The 16,409-nt window shown below is 58.2% G+C and carries 14 protein-coding genes and 4 tRNA genes; 7 read left to right on the forward strand and 11 right to left on the reverse strand.

Annotated elements, in window-relative coordinates; translation table 11 throughout:
* Positions 1-9: 9 nt before the first annotated feature.
* From BN1117_RS13755 to BN1117_RS13765, 3 genes are read right to left on the reverse strand one after another with little or no spacing between them, the layout of a single operon-like run.
* Positions 10-3,090, reverse strand: a complete 3,081-nt coding sequence (locus BN1117_RS13755; RefSeq protein ID WP_040098247.1) for a multidrug efflux RND transporter permease subunit — start codon at positions 3,088-3,090, stop codon at positions 10-12.
* Between the two features lie 15 nt (positions 3,091-3,105).
* The gene (locus BN1117_RS13760; RefSeq protein ID WP_040098249.1) at positions 3,106-4,239 is read right to left on the reverse strand and encodes an efflux RND transporter periplasmic adaptor subunit; all 1,134 of its coding nucleotides are present in this window, start codon (positions 4,237-4,239) and stop codon (positions 3,106-3,108) included.
* Positions 4,236-4,832, reverse strand: a complete 597-nt coding sequence (locus BN1117_RS13765) for a TetR/AcrR family transcriptional regulator (RefSeq protein ID WP_040098251.1) — start codon at positions 4,830-4,832, stop codon at positions 4,236-4,238. Before BN1117_RS13765 ends, BN1117_RS13760 begins: the two co-directional genes overlap by 4 nt.
* A gap of 232 nt (positions 4,833-5,064) precedes the next feature.
* Here BN1117_RS13765 and BN1117_RS13770 point away from each other — a divergent pair.
* The 5 genes from BN1117_RS13770 (at position 5,065) to BN1117_RS13790 (ending at position 6,222) form a co-directional block, all read left to right on the forward strand.
* Positions 5,065-5,141 (forward strand) — tRNA-Arg (locus BN1117_RS13770).
* A gap of 51 nt (positions 5,142-5,192) precedes the next feature.
* Positions 5,193-5,268 (forward strand) — tRNA-His (locus BN1117_RS13775).
* A gap of 20 nt (positions 5,269-5,288) precedes the next feature.
* A tRNA-Leu gene (locus tag BN1117_RS13780) sits at positions 5,289-5,374 on the forward strand.
* A 76-nt stretch (positions 5,375-5,450) separates the two neighbouring features.
* Positions 5,451-5,527 (forward strand) — tRNA-Pro (locus BN1117_RS13785).
* Between the two features lie 179 nt (positions 5,528-5,706).
* Positions 5,707-6,222: a ricin-type beta-trefoil lectin domain protein gene (locus tag BN1117_RS13790; protein ID WP_040098253.1), complete on the forward strand. Its 516-nt coding sequence runs from the start codon at positions 5,707-5,709 to the stop codon at positions 6,220-6,222.
* Positions 6,223-6,255: 33 nt separating this feature from the next.
* Here BN1117_RS13790 and BN1117_RS13795 read toward each other — a convergent pair whose 3' ends face one another.
* The 7 genes from BN1117_RS13795 to BN1117_RS13830 all read right to left on the reverse strand — a co-directional run bounded on the left by BN1117_RS13795 (position 6,256) and on the right by BN1117_RS13830 (position 13,575).
* On the reverse strand, positions 6,256-7,071 hold the full coding sequence (locus BN1117_RS13795) for a Cof-type HAD-IIB family hydrolase (protein WP_040098311.1): 816 nt from the start codon (positions 7,069-7,071) through the stop codon (positions 6,256-6,258).
* Between the two features lie 89 nt (positions 7,072-7,160).
* Positions 7,161-8,201, reverse strand: a complete 1,041-nt coding sequence (locus tag BN1117_RS13800; RefSeq protein WP_040098255.1) for an alpha/beta fold hydrolase — start codon at positions 8,199-8,201, stop codon at positions 7,161-7,163.
* A complete protein-coding gene (gene trmH / locus BN1117_RS13805) occupies positions 8,191-8,934 on the reverse strand; it encodes a tRNA (guanosine(18)-2'-O)-methyltransferase TrmH (protein WP_040098257.1) in 744 nt (247 codons plus the stop codon). The genes BN1117_RS13800 and trmH overlap by 11 nt, the downstream gene beginning before the upstream one ends.
* Before the next feature lie 44 nt (positions 8,935-8,978).
* Complete coding sequence (gene spoT, locus BN1117_RS13810) at positions 8,979-11,096, reverse strand: bifunctional GTP diphosphokinase/guanosine-3',5'-bis pyrophosphate 3'-pyrophosphohydrolase (protein WP_040098259.1); 2,118 nt, start codon at positions 11,094-11,096, stop codon at positions 8,979-8,981.
* 131 nt (positions 11,097-11,227) lie between these two features.
* A complete protein-coding gene (gene rpoZ, locus BN1117_RS13815; RefSeq protein WP_005307060.1) occupies positions 11,228-11,503 on the reverse strand; it encodes a DNA-directed RNA polymerase subunit omega in 276 nt (91 codons plus the stop codon).
* A gap of 80 nt (positions 11,504-11,583) precedes the next feature.
* A complete protein-coding gene (gmk, locus tag BN1117_RS13820; protein WP_040098260.1) occupies positions 11,584-12,210 on the reverse strand; it encodes a guanylate kinase in 627 nt (208 codons plus the stop codon).
* Positions 12,211-12,510: 300 nt separating this feature from the next.
* Positions 12,511-13,575 carry a glycosyltransferase family 9 protein gene (locus BN1117_RS13830; RefSeq protein WP_040098312.1) on the reverse strand — a complete coding sequence of 355 codons (1,065 nt, stop codon included), beginning with the start codon at positions 13,573-13,575 and terminating at the stop codon, positions 12,511-12,513.
* 221 nt (positions 13,576-13,796) lie between these two features.
* Here BN1117_RS13830 and BN1117_RS13835 point away from each other — a divergent pair, with 221 nt between their 5' ends.
* On the forward strand, positions 13,797-14,510 hold the full coding sequence (locus BN1117_RS13835; protein ID WP_040098264.1) for a 3-deoxy-D-manno-octulosonic acid kinase: 714 nt from the start codon (positions 13,797-13,799) through the stop codon (positions 14,508-14,510).
* 70 nt (positions 14,511-14,580) lie between these two features.
* Entirely contained in the window at positions 14,581-15,444 is an 864-nt protein-coding gene (locus BN1117_RS13840) for a GGDEF domain-containing protein (protein WP_040098265.1), read from the forward strand.
* A gap of 93 nt (positions 15,445-15,537) precedes the next feature.
* On the opposite strand, the gene BN1117_RS13845 is transcribed toward BN1117_RS13840, so the two are convergent.
* On the reverse strand, positions 15,538-16,395 hold the full coding sequence (locus BN1117_RS13845; protein ID WP_040098267.1) for a carboxylate/amino acid/amine transporter: 858 nt from the start codon (positions 16,393-16,395) through the stop codon (positions 15,538-15,540).
* Positions 16,396-16,409: the final 14 nt, after the last annotated feature.

Here is a 16,409-nt window from a genome sequence, read left to right on the forward strand (position 1 = left end):
TTGTGATAATCAGTGTCCACCGTGAGCTTTGGGTGGAATGGTTTCATCGAAGACTGGCAAGGGTTTGTGCTCGGAAGCCAGATAGGTGTAGATCACCGGCAGCACAAACAAGGTGAACAGAGTACCAATGGCAAGACCCGCCACGATGACGATACCGATACTGAAGCGCTGGGCCGCACCGGCGCCGGTGGCGTAGAGCAGCGGGATCAGGCCGGCAATCATGGCGGCCGTGGTCATCAGGATCGGACGCAGACGTACCTTGGCGGCCTGCATCACAGCTTCCATCCTGTTCATGCCGCGCAGCAACTGCTCCTCCTTGGCTACTTCACAGATCAGGATACCGTGCTTGGTAATCAGACCCACTAGCGTGATAAGACCCACCTGAGAGTAGATGTTCATGGTCGCCAGCCCCCAGGCCAGGGCAATCAGTGCCCCGCTGATGGCGAGCGGCACAGAGACCATGATGACCAGTGGATCACGCACCGACTCGAACTGGATCGCCAGCACCAGGAAGATGATCGCCAGCGCCAGGGCAAAGGTGGCATAGAGCGCATTGCCTTCAGTGACGAACTGGCGTGCTTCACCCATGAAGTCGTAACGATAGCCTTGTGGCAGTTTCTCGTTAGCGGTGGTCTTGAACCAGTTGATCGCATCACCCATGGCTACACCCGGAGCCGGAACAGCGCCTATGGTGGCGGAGTTCAGCTGGTTGAAGTGAGGCAGGGCACGGGGCTCGCCAACCACTTCAATACTGATCAGGCTGCCGAGCGGGATCGATTTGCCATCTGCGGCTCGCACGTAATAACCCTTGATGGACTCCGGATTGAGGCGGTACTTGCGCTCGACCTGGGGGATCACCTCGTAGGAGCGGCCATCCAGGTCGATGCGGTTGACGTAACCGTCCGCCATCATGGTGCCCATGGTTATGCCTATGTCCTGCATGGTGATACCGTAGGCACCCGCCTTGTCCTTATCGATGCGGATCTTCATGGTGGCCGAGTCGTAGTTCAGATCGAGGTCTGAATAGACGAACTGACCGTTGCCCTGTGCGGCAGCCAGAATTTCCCCGGCCACCAGGAACAGGCTTTCGAAGCTGTTCGGGGTGGTGATGACGAACTGGATCGGCAGACCACCGGAGGCCCCGGGCAGCTCCGGGAACTGGAAGGTGGTGATGGCCATACCCGGGATGTCTTTTACCAGATTGGCAACCCGATCCAGCACTTCTTTCTGGCTCGCTTCACGCTGACTCCAGGGCACCATGGAGGCGATACCGAACGCCTGGTTGGCATTGAACACCCCAGAGAAGACCTGGGAGAAGGCGATCTCGGGCTGCTCATCCAGGATCTTGTTCACATCCGCCATGGTGTTTTCGATGTAGTCCAGGTTGGCGTTGGACGGTGCCGTCCCCAGCACGGCCATTACCCCCTTGTCCTCTGACGGCGCAAGCTCACTCGGGATGAACTTGAACAGCAGCGGCAAGCTACCGAACACGATGATCGCAAACACTACGATGACGGGGCGCTTGTGCATGACTGCGTGCAGCATGCTGTCATAGCGCTCGGTCATCCGCTCCAGCAGGTGATGAACTGTGCTTTCAAACTTGCCCGGCTGCTCGTTGGCTTTGAGCATTTTGGAACACATCATTGGCGACAAGGTCAGGGCGATGATGCCCGAGACGAACACCGCACCGGCCAGGGTCAGGGCGAACTCCTTGAACAGGGAGCCGGTGATGCCACCCATCAGGGCGATAGGGGCGTATACCGCCGCCAGGGTGACCGTCATGGCGATGACCGGCACCGCGATCTCGCGGGTACCGATAATGGCGGCGCGGAACGGCTCTTCACCCTCCTTGATATGGCGGTCGACGTTCTCCAGCACCACGATGGCGTCATCCACCACCAGACCGATCGCCAGCACCATGGCCAGCAGGGTCATCAGGTTTATCGAGAAGCCGAACATATCCATCATCATCACTACGCCGATAAGGCTGAGCGGAATGGTGATGATCGGGATGATGACCGCGCGGAACGAACCGAGGAACAGGGTGATCACCACCAGAACGATGGCGGCTGCCTCCAGGATGGTCTTGATGACCTCGTGAATGGACTCGTTGATCGCCACGGTGGAGTCATACATCACGTTGAGCTGCATGGTGCTCGGCATATTGCGCTCAAGGCTTGGCAGCAGTGCCAATACGTCGTGGGCGATATTGATGGGGTTCGCTGTCGGTGCGGCATTGACCCCCATCACCACGGCTTCGCGGCCGTTGGCGCTGGCACGATAGATGTCGTGGCTCTTCTCGAGGGTCACCTTGGCGATATCGGAAAGGCGGATCACCTTGCCGTCCCGGGTGGCAACGACCAGACGCTTCAGCTCGTCGACATCCTTGACCTGGGTCTCGGCATTGCCGTTGAACAGGGTGAAGTAACCGGTCGCCTGACCTGTTGCGGATTGATAGTTGTTGCTGTTGAGCACCGTCATCACGTCGCTGGCGGTCAGGTTGAAGGCCGCCATCTTGGCCGGATCCAGCCATACCCGCAGGGCAAACTCGACCCCGCCGTAGAGATCAACCTTGGAGACCCCGCCCACCGTAAAGAGCTGTGGCTTGATAACCCGCTCCAGATAGTCGGTGATCTGGCTGGAATTGAGCTCCGGGCTGGTGAAGCCGAGGTAGAGCACCGCTGTGGTGGAGCCGGTGGAGGAGGTGACCGAAGGATCTTCCGCCTCTTTCGGCAGTTGGGATCGCACCGAGTTCACCTTTGCCAGGATGTCGGACAACGCCGCGTTGGGGTCGGTGTTGAGCTTCATGTAGGCTGTGATGGTGGAGCTGCCCAGCTGGCTTGAGGAGGTCATGAAGTCGATGTTGTCGGCTTGTGCGACCGCCTGCTCCAGCGGCTGGGTGATAAATCCCTGGATCAGGTCAGAGCTGGCACCATAGTAGCCAGTGCTGATGGTGATCACGGTATTGGTCACCTCGGGGTATTCCCGCACCTGCATCTTGAAGATGGCCTGAAAACCCAGCAGGGCGATCAGGAAGCTGAGCGAGATTGCCAGCACGGGCCTTTTAATAAATATGTCAGTAAATCGCATCACAGATCTCCGCGCTTACAGCATCGGGGTTTGTGCCGGAACGGCCAGAGCATCGTTCTCGACCACATGTACCTTGGTATCGTTGCTCAGGCGAACCTGACCCGACAAAACAATCTGGTCACCAGCCTTGATACCGGAAAGGACATGTACGTCATTACCACGGCGCTCACCGGCCTTGACGACCACCTGCTTGGCGCGCAGCACGTTCACTTTTTTACCCTCTTTGTCACTCTCTTCGCTCTCTTTGAGCACGTAGACATTCTGACCGTAAAGGGTGAAGGAGATGGCGGTTTGCGGGATCACAATCTGCTCTTTTACCGTCGGCAGAATGATGCTGGCCCGGGCGAACATACCGGAGCGTAGCTGGCCATCGTTGTTCGGGATGTCAGCCTGCACCTGAATCAGACCACTCTGGAAATTGACCGCTGGCTCGATGGCGGTGATATGACCGTCAAACCGGGTTTGCGGATAGGCATCCACATTGATCTTGACGGTCTGACCCAAGGCTATTTTGGAGATATCAGTCTGAGGCACGGTGAAACGCAGACGCATCACGCTGGTATCTTCCAGCCGCACGATATCGGTGCCCGGCTGCAGATATTGACCGAGGAAGACGTTACGCAGGCCGACTACGCCACTGAATGGCGCACGCACTTCACGGCGGGCGATAGTCGCCTTCAGGCTCTCGATATCCGCCTCCAGCGAGCGATAAGCTGCTTCTGCCTCATCCAGCTGCTCTTTCGAGATGGAGCTGGTCTTGTAGAGATTCTGGAAACGCTCGAATTTGGCTTTGGCCGCCGGCAGCTTGGCCTGGGAGGCGCGCAGATTGGCCCGCTCCACGGTAGAGTCGAGGCTCAGCAGCAATTGATCAGCCTTGACCGGCTTGCCTGAATCGAAGGTGATCTCATCGATGGTGCCAGCCAGTTCGGTGGAGAGGGTCACCCCCTGATTGGGCTCGATGAAGCCGATCGCTTCAATGGTTGGTACCCAATCTTGCGCCTTGGTCACCATGGCGGTTACAGGGAACTCGGGTTCCGGCCGGTTGGCCAGGTATTGGGCAATCATCTTCTGTTTGAACATATTGAAGCCGATGACGCTGCCAAACAGGGCGATTGCGATCAGCAACATAATGGCCATCCACTTTTTCATGAACAGGCTCCTGAGGTGGAAATATTGGGGGATAAAATGGCATTCCAGCTGGCGCGAATCGCAGTTTCTAACTGTGCTTCGGTCAAGCTGATGTTGTGAACCCTGCATTGCAGGGCCAGATGCATGACACAGTCCAGACTTAACACCTGGAGTGCCCGTATCGGTAAATCAATAAACAGTCCTTGTACAACGCCCTGTTCAAAAAAACGGTCCAGAGGAGCCCAGGCTGCCAAGATAGCAGGATTGGTCTCCAACTCTGCGTTGAGTGGAGAGCTTTCGTACTGCAATTTGCAACGGATTGCGTTGGGTTCATTAACAAAAATGGCGTGAATATTGAGCCATAACTGGCGAAATTGTTGAAATGAAACTTTATCAATTTCGACATCGGCCATCACCATGGGCACACACTGCAAGATAGTGTGTTGATGCAGTTGCCGGATCAAATCATCCTTGTCGCTGAAGTAGCGATAGATGGTGCCGGTCGCCACATTGGCTATCTTGGCAACTTCTGCAATCGACAGCCCATGAAAACCCCGTTCACCCAGCACTTCATGGGCTGCGTTGAAGATGCTCTCTTTTTTATCCAGAATCATTGAGGTGACCCGTGATTGAATGAACGTTCATTCATTTTAAGTGGGCGTAATATCAAGTCAAGACGGCAAGATGATTTGACGCGGATCAGTACGTCTTTTGCCTGGCTACTGGTTGATAAGTGGCAGAAAAACAGACGCATTGCTTGAAAAAGCAACGAACGGTGTTTGGCTGACAGAAAAGTGTAGACAAGCCAGCAACTATCATTAATAATGCGCCCCGTTCGACAGCGTAGCGCCCGTAGCTCAGCTGGATAGAGCGCTGCCCTCCGGAGGCAGAGGTCACAGGTTCGAATCCTGTCGGGCGCACCATCAAATGTGCGCCGGTTAAACGGGCGTTGTTGTGGAACGAAAACAGCTGTGGTGGCTGTAGCTCAGTTGGTAGAGTCCCGGATTGTGATTCCGGTTGTCGTGGGTTCGAGCCCCATCAGCCACCCCATTTTACAGCTTGTCAGGTACGCGAAGGTGGCGGAATTGGTAGACGCGCTAGCTTCAGGTGTTAGTGCCCCCCGGGTGTGAGGGTTCGAGTCCCTCTCTTCGCACCATACTTGCTGTATAACGAGGATGTCCTGTAAGGTAATTTTCGTTTTTTGAAAAAAAACACTACCTAAAAAGTAGTCTCGGTGATTAGCGCAGCCCGGTAGCGCATCTGGTTTGGGACCAGAGGGTCAAAGGTTCGAATCCTTTATCACCGACCACATTTAGAAAAACCTCGCTTCGGCGGGGTTTTTTGCTTTCTGGCCTCGGCCGCGCCTGCACTTTCTCCCTGTTACGTCTGTTTACACTCTATTTGGGCAGCGCACCCCGCCTTTCGGTTATGCTTCTGCCTCGAGTCACTGACAACCGGATGTCATCGGCCCATTTCAGGCATTTTTCCATGAATAACAAAATTTCCTTTGCTTGCTCTCCCGTCCTGCTGGCTGCCTTGCTGCTGGGTGGCTGTACCATCAAGCCGCCATCCACCGATGTGATGATGGGCTCCATTACTTCACAACCGCAGGAGGAGCATGCGCGTTCCCCCTTGCTGACCAGCGGTGATTTTTGCGTCGCGGTGGCCCAGCAGAAGGTGTTGGCACAACCCTGCAGCGGAAAAGACGATCAACTGTTCGAGTGGGATCTGGGTGAGTTGCGTCTGCAGGATCTCTGCCTGCAAGCCAAAAGCGACAGCGAGCTGATGCTGGCCCCCTGTGACGGTCAGGCGCAGTGGGAGTGGCAGAAAGACAGGCTGTTCAATAGCAAGGTTGCCCGCTGTCTCGATGTGGCCGGGCGACGCCATACCCCCGGCACGCCGCTGCGGCTGGCCGAATGCTACGGTGGAGCGAACCAGAGCTTCAGTTGGCAGCGGCCCAATCCCTGGCTGGAGACCCTGAAAAAACAAAGCCTCACATGGTGAGGCTTTGCAGCATTTGATGCATTCAGCAGAAGGTCAGGCGGCGCTGACATTCTCCAGCTTGAACAGCTTTTCCAGATAGACGGCGACACCATCTTCATCGGAGGTGAGGGTCTGCTCATACTCTGGCAGCGCCATTTTCAGGCGGTCATGGGCGTTACCCATCACTATGCCGCGTCCCACCATGGTCAGCATCTCGAAGTCGTTCATGCCATCGCCGAAGGCGATCGCCTCCGACATATCGAACCCGTTCTGCTCCAGCACGGCGCGTACCGCATTGCCCTTGTGAACCCCGGCGTGCATCACTTCAAGGCAGTCCGGCAATGAGAAGGTGACGTTGAGCTGCTCGCCATAGCGCTGGTTGAGGTGCGCCTCGATCTTCAGCAGCTTGTCGTGGTCGCCGATGTAGAACACCTTGTTGATCTGCTCTTTCGGTTCCTGTTTCAGGTCATCGACCAGGCGGTAGGTGAACCCTGACTCGTCGTGGAACTGCAGCAGCCAGGGCAGCTCTTCTTCTACCACCCAATCATCACCCTGATAGACATTGAGGTGGATAGAGGGGTCGCGCTCCAGCGCAATCAGTTCGGCGGCGATCTCGGTCGGCAGCGGCTGGTTGAAAATCAGCTGATCCTGTTTGTCATGGACCACGGCGCCATTGGAGGTAATGAGGTAGATGTCCATCCCCAGTGCATCGCGGAAGCTGCGAACGTCAACGTGATGACGGCCGGTGGCGACCACGAATTTCACACCTTGTTCTACCAGTCGGTGCAGGGTATCCCGGGTACGGGGAGAGATCTGGTGCTGCTTGTTGAGCAGAGTGCCATCGAGATCGGATACAACTACCTTGAACATCATTACCTCGGCATCGATTGAAAACAGGGGCAGTTTACCTTAGCCCGCACTGTCACCCCATTTATTTAGGGTTACAAAAAATAGCCAGCTCAGAAGCGGGCGAAAAAGTCGACCATCGCGGTCAGGGCGGGCTGGCGCTTGTCATCGGATTCGATAAACAGCTCGTGCCAGGCCCCCTCGATACGCAGCGGTTTGCCCCCTTCGCACTTGGCAATGGTGCAGAAACGATCCTGCGCGGCATTGTCCACCACGCTGTCGTTGCCAGCCTGCAGCACCAGCAGCGGGGTCTTGATGGCGCCCGCATCGGCGATGGCGGCATCGGCACCGTTGATCCCCTGATAAATCCAGTGGGCGGTCGCGCCACCCAGCTTGATCTGCGGGTGCTGTTCGTAGATTTGGCGGAACGCCTGATAGCGGGACTGGCTGTGAGTCAGCTCGTTGTCGGCAAAGCCGTGATCCTGATAGGCGCCCTGACCTGGGCCGTAGGGAGGCTCGCCAATCAAGCCGCCGACCGTGCTTATGGTGGCCGCCAATCCCTTGGCCAGCCACTTGGGCAGACCGCCGAGATGGATGCCCAGCATGGGGGAGGAGAGCACGGCTGCCTTGATATCATCGGGCCAGCGTTCCAGATAGCGGGCCGAGATAGCGCCGCCCATGGAGTGGGCCAGTAGGAACAGCTTGGCAGGTTGGTCCACCATGATTATCTGGTCATGAAATTGCTTGAGATCGACCACATAATCATCGAACTGGTCGACATATCCCTTCTGCGGGTCACTCAGCATCCGATCGGACATCCCCTGACCGCGATGGTCGATGAGATAGAGGCTGTAGCCCTGACGCCAAAGATCCCACGCCAGCTCCTGATACTTGAGGTAGCTTTCGACCCGGCCATTGACGATCAGGATGGCGCGGTCAACCTTCTCTTGCCGCAGCGCAGCATAGCGGATGGTCACCCCGTCCTTGCCCTTGAACTCTCCTTCCACCGCATGTTGGCGCCAGAAGTCGGGCAGGGTTTGCTGGTAGAGGCTGGGTATATCGGCTTCGCTGGTGAGCGGATAGGTATTGGTCACGGCAAGGGCTCCGGCAGAAAACAGGGTCAGGGCCAGTAGGGGAAGGTGGTTAAGCTTCATCCGCATACTCTTCCGAGGGGTCATCCGATTGTTGGGCGGCCCACCCTCTGCGGGTCAGCTGCATCCGTTGCCACCACTCTTCGTCTGCCAGAATTTCACCGGCCGGGCCGAGCTGGGGGTAGGGCATCTCTTTCTCTTTGCAGAGCTGGGCATAGATAGGATAACCCCCCTCGAACAGGATGCTGTTCTGCTCCTCCAGCGTGAGCGGGCAGCCGCGTTGATAGCAGCCGGCCAGCTCGCGTTGGCGCTGCGCCTCGTAGAGGATGGCGGCGGCAGCCACCGAGACGTTGAGAGACTGCACCATGCCCACCATGGGGATGACGATATGGTGATCGGCCAGGGCCAGCGCCTCTTCACCGATGCCGTGTTTCTCCTGACCCACCAGAATGGCGGTCGGTTTGGTGTAGTCGATGGCGCGAAAATCAACGGAGCTGTCGGAGAGGTGGGTCGCCAGGATCTGCATGCCGGAGGCTTTCAGCTCGGCAACGGCTGTGCCGATATCCGGGTGCAGTTTCACATCTACCCAGTTTTGGCTGCCGCGGGCGGTGCCCTTGCGCTTGTGGATCCAGGTTTTCGGCCAGACGGCGTGTACCCGGTGGATACCGATGGCATCGGCGGTACGCACGATAGCGGCCAGATTATGAGGTTTATGGACCTCTTCCATGCAGACGGTCAAATCGAGCTGACGCTGGGCCAGCATGTCGGTGATGCGCTTGAAGCGTTCGGGGGTCATGGCTTGTCTCTATAAAAGCAGCAGGCGGCTTGCGCCGCCTGTGTTCAGTTCTTCTGTCGGCTCACCTTGAGCACGTTGGGCATCACGCGGATTTTGCGCATGATGTTGGCCAGGTGGATGCGGCTCTTGGTGGTGATGAGCAGGCTCACTTGATAGACCCGGCCATCCTTCTCTTCGGTGCTGATGGCGTGAATATTGGCGCCGGTGGCGGCAATCACGTTGGCCAGCTCGGCCAGCGCACCCTGATGATTGATGATCTCGATGCTGATGCCGGTGCGGAACTCCTGTTCCTGCTCCTTGTCCACTTCCCACTGCACCGGCAGGTACTTGTCCGGCTCTTTACTGTAGCCCTTGATGTTGCGACAAGCTTCCTGGTGGATCACCAGACCCTTACCCGGGCTGATATGGGCGATGATGGCATCCCCCGGGATCGGACGGCAACAGTTGGCGAAGGTGACCAGCATGCCGTCGGCACCCTTGATCGGCATCTTCTTGCTGCTGGTTTTGGGTTGCTCTTCCGGCGGCAGTTCATCCCCCAGCATGCGGCGCGCCACCATGACACTCATGGCGTTGCCGAGGCCCACATCGGCCAGCAGTCCCTGCAGGTTCTCATGCTTGGTGTCGGCCAGCACTTGCTGGATGCGCGGCTCGGGGATGTCTTCGATATTTTTGGCGCCCAGCGCATGGTTGAGCAGGCGGCGACCCAGTACCACCGACTCTTCGGTGCGCAGGTTCTTGAGGAACTGGCGGATCTTGGAGCGGGCCTTGGTGGTCACCACGAAGTTGAGCCAGGCGGCGTTGGGGCGAGCGCCCGGTGCCGTGATGATCTCGACGGTCTGACCCGAGTGCAGCGGGCTGCTGAGCGGATAGGGGTGGCGGTCGACCCGGGAGCCGACACAGGCGTGGCCAATATCGGTATGCACCGTGTAGGCGAAGTCCACTGGTGTAGCACCTGTGGGCAGCTCCATGATGCGCCCTTCCGGGGTGAACACGTAGATCTCGTCGGGGAACAGATCGGTCTTGACCCCTTCGATAAATTCAAAGGAGCTGCCTGCGCTCTGCTGCAGCTCCAGCAGGCTCTGCATCCAGCGCTGGGCGCGGATCTGGGCAGTGGTGCCCGAGCTGTCGCCATCCTGCTTGTAGGCCCAGTGGGCGGCAACCCCTTTGTCGGCCATCTGGTCCATGAACTCGGTGCGAATTTGCACCTCCACCGGCACCCCGTGCGGCCCCACCAGCGAGGTATGCAGCGACTGGTAGCCGTTGGTCTTGGGGATGGCGATGTAATCCTTGAAGCGGCCGGGGCGCGGTTTGTAGAGGCTGTGCATCTGCCCCAGCACCCGGTAACAGGTATCTATGTCCTTCACTTTGACCCGAAAGGCGTAGATATCCATTACCTCATGAAATTGCAGCTCTTTTTTCTCCATCTTGTTGTAGATGGAGAAGAGGTTCTTCTCGCGGCCACTGACCTGATGCTCGATCCCCGCCTCTTTCAGGCGACCGCTGATTTCGCTCTGGATGGCATCGATGATCTCACGGCGATTGCCACGGGCGCGGCGCACCGATTCGCGCAGCACGCGGGATCGCATGGGATAGAGCGCTTCGAAGCCCAACTCCTCCAGCTCGTTCTTCATGGTGTGAATACCGAGGCGGTTGGCGATGGGGGCGAAAATTTCGAGGGTTTCCCTGGCGATACGACGGCGCTTGTCAGGGCGCAGGGAGCCCAGGGTGCGCATATTGTGGGTACGGTCGGCCAGCTTGATCAAAATGACCCGAATATCCTGGGTCATTGCCATCACCATCTTGCGGAAGTTCTCGGCTTGCGCCTCTTTGCGATCGCGAAATTTCAGCTTGTCGAGCTTGGAGACCCCGGCCACCAGCTCGGCGACGGCATTGCCAAACTGTTCGGCCAGGTCCGCCTTGGTGACAGAGGTGTCTTCGATAACGTCGTGCAGCACGGCGGCCATCAGGGTTTCATGATCGAGGCGCATGTCACCGAGAATACGGGCAACGGCAACAGGGTGGGTAATATAGGGTTCGCCACTGGAGCGCATCTGGCCCTGGTGGGCATCACGGGCCACCACATAGGCTTGCTTGAGCTTCTCAACCTGCTCTGGCAGCAGGTAGGAACTGGCTATTTCTTTAAGGTTTTCAAATAAATACAAGACAGTCCCCGCAGCGGTGAAACGGCAATCCGTGGAATTGAGGGTAGAGCCCTGAGTTTGCGAGGTTTTCGAGCGGTTGTAAATGGGGATGAACAGTCGGCACCCGGGCGGGTGCCAACCGGAGAAATAACTTAACCGCGGCCTTCGGCGATGGCAGCAACGGCAGCCAGCTCGGCGGCTTCCTGCTCTTGCTGTTCGTAGCGGTCCTGGGTGTCCATCACTTGATTGTTCACCAGACCCAGCTCGATCTCACGCAGGGCGATCACGGTCGGCTTGTCATTCTCTTCGTCGACCAGGGGATCTTTGCCTTGTACCGCGATTTGACGAGCGCGGCGCGCGGCGACCAGCACCAGGTCAAAACGGTTACCTACCTGTTTTACAGCATCTTCTACAGTAACGCGTGCCATGCAGGACTCCAGTTATGTGGGCTTTCTGTATTCAGAAAAGCAGTGTTTAAAAATGACGCAAAAGTTTACTCGTTTTTGGCTTACTCTGCCAGTAACTGTTGCAGCAAGTTTTGTTGCGCCTGTTGCTGGTGACGCATCTCCAGCCGCTGGCTCTCAATAATGGCTCTGAGCTGGAACAACGCTTGCTCGAACTCTTCATTGATAATGACATAGTCATATTCGTCGTAGTGCACCATTTCGGCAATGGCTTTCGCCATCCGGCCAGCGATCACCTCACTGCTGTCCTGACCTCGCCCAATCAGGCGGCGCTCCAGCTCTTCGCGGCTGGGGGGCAGGATGAAAATGGATTTGGTCGGCATCTGCTCGCGGATCTGGCGGGCACCCTGCCAGTCGATATCGAGGAATACGTCGATCCCCTTGGCCAGACAAGCCTCGATGGCGGCGCGTGATGTGCCGTAGTAATTTCCGAACACTTCGGCCCACTCCAGAAAATCGCCGCGTGCGATCAGCTCCTTAAACTCTTCCATCTGGACGAAGTGGTAGTGCACGCCGTGCTCTTCACCCGGGCGGGTGGCACGAGTGGTGTGGGAGACCGACAGCTGCATCTTGCCTGCTTGATTGTGGTTGGTTAGCAAGGCATTGAGCAGACTGGATTTACCCGCGCCGCTCGGAGAAGAGATGATATAGAGAGTGCCTTGTTGCGCCATATTATTACCTTTAATCGAAACCGCTGTTTTGGTTGTAGCAGAGGCCGCCGTCTTGTGCCCGAAAGGGAGACAGCCAAACGCAAAATGCGGAAAATGCTTGAGTCAGGAGGATGTAAAGGCGGCGAATTTTAGCAGAATGCGGTGAATAAAAAAACGGCCGGAGTCATATTCCAGCCGATCAAAATCTTCGTAGCTTGCTGTGGGAGCGTAACCCACATCGGCGGCCATTCTGCCTGTCGCCCTGGGGATGGGCCATCAGGTTATCCCTACCTGATGGTTCGGAATTCCCGAGGTGCCCGGTCAGGGTTGCGAGAGCAGCAGCTGACGATCGGCGCAGAGGCGGTCGAAGGCGGCGATAACCTGCTCGTGGGTGATCTTGCCCATGGCCTCCGGGTCTTTGAGGCGGGTACGCCAGCTCAGCTCGGCCAGCGGCTTGCCGGTCTCCTGCTCGACCAGCTCCTGATAGACGCTGACCACGTAGTCGCGACACAGATAGGGGCCGGTGCGTGCCGGATTGTGGTGGGCATAGAGGCCGATCACCGGCGTGCCGACGATGGTGGCCATATGGGTGGGGCCAGTATCGGGGGCCAACACCAGACTTGCCTCGCCAATCAACGCCAATAGCTGCTTGAGATTGGTCTGGCCAACCAGATCGACCGGTTTGCTCTGGCTCAGTTGTTGGATCTCGGCAGCCAGATCCCGCTCCAGCTTGGCCGGCCCGCCGCAGAGGTAGACCTGAAAGCCCTTGCTGGCGGCGTGATCAGCCAGCGCGGCATAGCCTGCGGCAGTCCAGTTCTTGAACGCCTTGCTGGCGGCGGCGCAGATCAGCAGGGTCGGTTTGCCGCCCATCTTCTCCCTTGCCCATGCCCGGTGTTCGGCGCTGATGGGCAGTTGCCAGTCCGGGGTCAGATCCTTGATGCCGAGCGCTTTGGCGAAGGCGAGGAAACCGTCTAGCACATGGGGAGAGTCGGGGGACGGTACCTTGTAGTTAGTGAACAGCCACTGGCCGTCGTTGGCCCGCTCCTTGTCGAACCCGAGTGTGATCTTTGCCCGGATGCCGAGGGTGGCGATGCTGGCCCGCATGGCCGCCTGCAGGTGCAGCAGGGCATCAAACCTGCGACCCTTGAGGGTCTGCCAGAGATCGCGATAGCCGCGCCATCCCTTGCTCTTGTCGAAGGGGATCACCTCGACCCCGGGCAGGTCGGCAAACAGGGTTGCTTCGATTTTGCCGGTGATCCAGGTGATGCGGGTCTGTGGCCACTCCCGCTGGATGACCCGCACCAGCGCCAGTGCGTGGCAGCAATCCCCGATGGCAGAGAGCCGCAGGATGCAGATGGAGGAGGGGGGTGTTTGAAATAGCGGCATGTTGTGGCGCACGGCTGGCAAAAAGGGTGGATGGCATTATGCAAACTCCCCTCTGGATTGTAAAATTGCGCTCAATCGTCAGCCAGGATAGGCCGGGCCCAGCGCCATGACCTGTCTCTGCACATCGCTGATAAAGGCCACTATTGCGGGCATGCCAGAGCGGCAGCCTCATCGCCAATTGAAAAATTGCGATCCATGACCCACCGAGCGGGATCTCCACGATGCGAGTACAGACCGAACACAACCAGATCTGTTGGTATGCCGAAGGGGCCTTTCGCGACCCCTCTCCCCAGTTATTCGATCCTGCCTGGTGGCAGAACAATCGTCAGGTGGTGGGCACTTCCATCGGGCGGGGGGTGACCTGGTTCGTCAAGGATGAATCACGCCATCTGGTGCTGCGTCACTACTATCGCGGCGGCATGGTGGGCAAGGTGGTGCGGGATCGCTTCTGGTTCGAAGGGGTCGAGTCGAGCCGCGCCATGGCCGAATACACCTTGCTGGCCAAGCTTTGTGAGCTTGGGCTCCCGGTGCCGCGTCCGTTTGCTGCCCGCATGGTCAAACAGGGCCCCTTCTATCGCGCCGATATTCTGATCGAGCGCATTCGCGGTGCCAAGGATATGGTGGCGCTGCTCAAGCAGGGGCCGGTGGCGACCGAGCTGTGGCACAAGATAGGCCAGACGGTGCGTCAGCTGCACGATGCCGGGGTCTATCACGCCGATCTCAACAGTCACAACCTGCTGCTCGATAAAGAGGGCAAGGTGTGGGTGATCGATTTTGACAAGGGGGCGATCCGTTCCCCCGGCGAATGGCAGAAGGCCAATCTGGAACGCTTGCTCCGTTCATTCAATAAAGAGTCTCAACTGCACACCAGTTTCCACTTCGTACCGGAGAACTGGCAGGCCTTGATGAACGGGTATCAGGGAAAAGCGCTCTGACCCTGTTGCTCGGCATGAACGCCAATGTTACTTATTGAGCAGGTATTCAGATCCTGTTTCGAGGCGCCCTATGGAAATGCTCAAGACACCTGTGGTCGATGTGACTACCCGGCTTGATCCGGGTCTGCTGTCTGATGCCATGACACTGCTGGAAGCGGGGATCTGGAGCTGGTCAGCCCAACATGGACTGCAGCGTGATCCCTCCTGCCTACGGCTGCTGGGGTTGGGAGAGAGTTGGCCGGATGATCTCGGCTGGCTGGATCGGGTGCATCCCGACGATCTCTCCCAGCTGGAAGAGGGTCTGCTCGCCTGCCAGAGCGGTCGCAGCAGCGGGCTGCGTCTGGAATACCGGATTCTGCATCATCATGGCCACTACATCCGGCTGGAAGAGCGGATCCGTCGCGATGAGCGGGGCTATCTGCTGGGTGTCGTCCGTCACCTCGATCCTGCCACCGCGCTGGTGGAGGAGCGACAGGGTACCGATCCGTTGACCGGACTGGAGGGCCGTGGCCGTTTCGAGCAGCTGCTGGAGGAGCGGCTGGTGACCGAGAGCGGCAGTTTCAGTCTGTTGCAGTTCTCGGTCGATCATCTGGCCAAAATCCAGCAATTGTTTGGCGAAGCGGCCTGCGATGCCATGCTGGCCAAGCTGGCGCGTAGCGTGCGCCACGAGCTGCGGCGGGAAGATCCCTTCGCCCGCTGGGATGAGGACGGTTTTATCCTGATGCTCTCCCAGACCGAGCGGATGAGTGCGCTGGAGATTGCCGAGCGGCTGCGCCTCGAGATTGCCGATGCCAGCCTGCTGCCACAGCGGCCGGTCACCGTCAGCATCGGGCTGGTGCAGAGTCAGCACGGCGAGCAGATGGATCACTTGCTGGCCCGGCTGGCCAGCTGCCACGGTCAAGCCAGACGGGAGCACAACTGCGTCGTAGGTTGAACTTCAGTCAGTGCTCACAGCCAGACGGGAGCACAACTGCGTCGTAGGTTGAACTTCAGTCAGTGCTCACTCACTGGCCGACACTGGCTTTACTCAGTGTGTATCCGTAGCTGGCTGCCGTTGGCAGACCCAGAGCGAGGCCAGCATCAGCAGGCCGCCGATGGTCAGCCGGGTCAGGTCGGTATCCTTGCCCCAGAGCAGCAGATTGACCAGCAAGCCGGCCGGAATGAGCGCATTGTTCATGATGGCCAGCACCCCGCTGGTGACCAGCGTTGCCCCCTTGTTCCAGAGGAAGTAGCCCAACCCCGAAGCACCCACCCCCAGCCAGAGCAGAATGCCCCACTGCAACCCTGACGTCGGATATTGCGGCTTGCCCAGCAGCCACCAGGCGGGCAGGGCGATCACCAGGGCGCCCAGATAGAAGCAACCGAATACTGCCTGTTGTGGCGGTTGCTCCGCCTCCCGTGCCAACAGTACCTTGTAGCCTACCTGACCAAGGGCGAAACAGAGATTGGCCCCCTGCACCACCAGAAAACCCAGCACATAGCTTTCAGTCAGGCCATCGAAGCGGATGACGGCAGCCCCCAGCACCGCCAGCAGAGCGCCCCACAGGTAAACCGGTTTGAAGCGCCGCTCTAGCAGATCGTGGAGCAGGGTGACGTAGAGGGGGGTGAAGATGGTAAAGACCAGCACTTCCGGTACCGTCAGCAGCAGAAATGAGTGGTAATAGAACAGGTACATGATGCCGAGCTGGATGGCGCCGAGCGCCATCAGCTTGGCCACCATATCGGGGCGCAGCCAGCGGCGGCGCAGGAAGGGGAGAAATACCAGACTGGCGAGGGCGATGCGGGTCAGCACCGAGAAGTAGGCATCGACCTGGCCAGCGAGGTAGACCCCGATCAGGCTGAAGGAGAATGACCAGAGCAGGGTAACCCCTATCAAGTAGTTCATGTGTTTGATTTGTC

The sequence above is a fragment of the Aeromonas australiensis genome, assembly GCF_000819725.1.
In the GTDB taxonomy this organism is placed as follows: domain Bacteria; phylum Pseudomonadota; class Gammaproteobacteria; order Enterobacterales; family Aeromonadaceae; genus Aeromonas; species Aeromonas australiensis.

Excerpts from the sequence above, each read along its gene's own strand:
- BN1117_RS13795 (WP_040098311.1), bottom strand. The coding sequence starts at position 7,071 with ATGTTCAAGGTAGTTGTATCCGATCTCGATGGCACTCTGCTCAACAAG.
- BN1117_RS13760 (WP_040098249.1), bottom strand. The coding sequence starts at position 4,239 with ATGAAAAAGTGGATGGCCATTATGTTGCTGATCGCAATCGCCCTGTTT.
- BN1117_RS13830 (WP_040098312.1), bottom strand. The coding sequence starts at position 13,575 with ATGCCGCTATTTCAAACACCCCCCTCCTCCATCTGCATCCTGCGGCTC.
- BN1117_RS13835 (WP_040098264.1), top strand. The coding sequence starts at position 13,797 with ATGCGAGTACAGACCGAACACAACCAGATCTGTTGGTATGCCGAAGGG.
- BN1117_RS13790 (WP_040098253.1), top strand. The coding sequence starts at position 5,707 with ATGAATAACAAAATTTCCTTTGCTTGCTCTCCCGTCCTGCTGGCTGCC.
- trmH (WP_040098257.1), bottom strand. The coding sequence starts at position 8,934 with ATGACCCCCGAACGCTTCAAGCGCATCACCGACATGCTGGCCCAGCGT.
- BN1117_RS13765 (WP_040098251.1), bottom strand. The coding sequence starts at position 4,832 with ATGATTCTGGATAAAAAAGAGAGCATCTTCAACGCAGCCCATGAAGTG.
- BN1117_RS13845 (WP_040098267.1), bottom strand. The coding sequence starts at position 16,395 with ATGAACTACTTGATAGGGGTTACCCTGCTCTGGTCATTCTCCTTCAGC.
- BN1117_RS13755 (WP_040098247.1), bottom strand. The coding sequence starts at position 3,090 with ATGCGATTTACTGACATATTTATTAAAAGGCCCGTGCTGGCAATCTCG.
- gmk (WP_040098260.1), bottom strand. The coding sequence starts at position 12,210 with ATGGCGCAACAAGGCACTCTCTATATCATCTCTTCTCCGAGCGGCGCG.
- BN1117_RS13800 (WP_040098255.1), bottom strand. The coding sequence starts at position 8,201 with ATGAAGCTTAACCACCTTCCCCTACTGGCCCTGACCCTGTTTTCTGCC.
- BN1117_RS13840 (WP_040098265.1), top strand. The coding sequence starts at position 14,581 with ATGGAAATGCTCAAGACACCTGTGGTCGATGTGACTACCCGGCTTGAT.
- rpoZ (WP_005307060.1), bottom strand. The coding sequence starts at position 11,503 with ATGGCACGCGTTACTGTAGAAGATGCTGTAAAACAGGTAGGTAACCGT.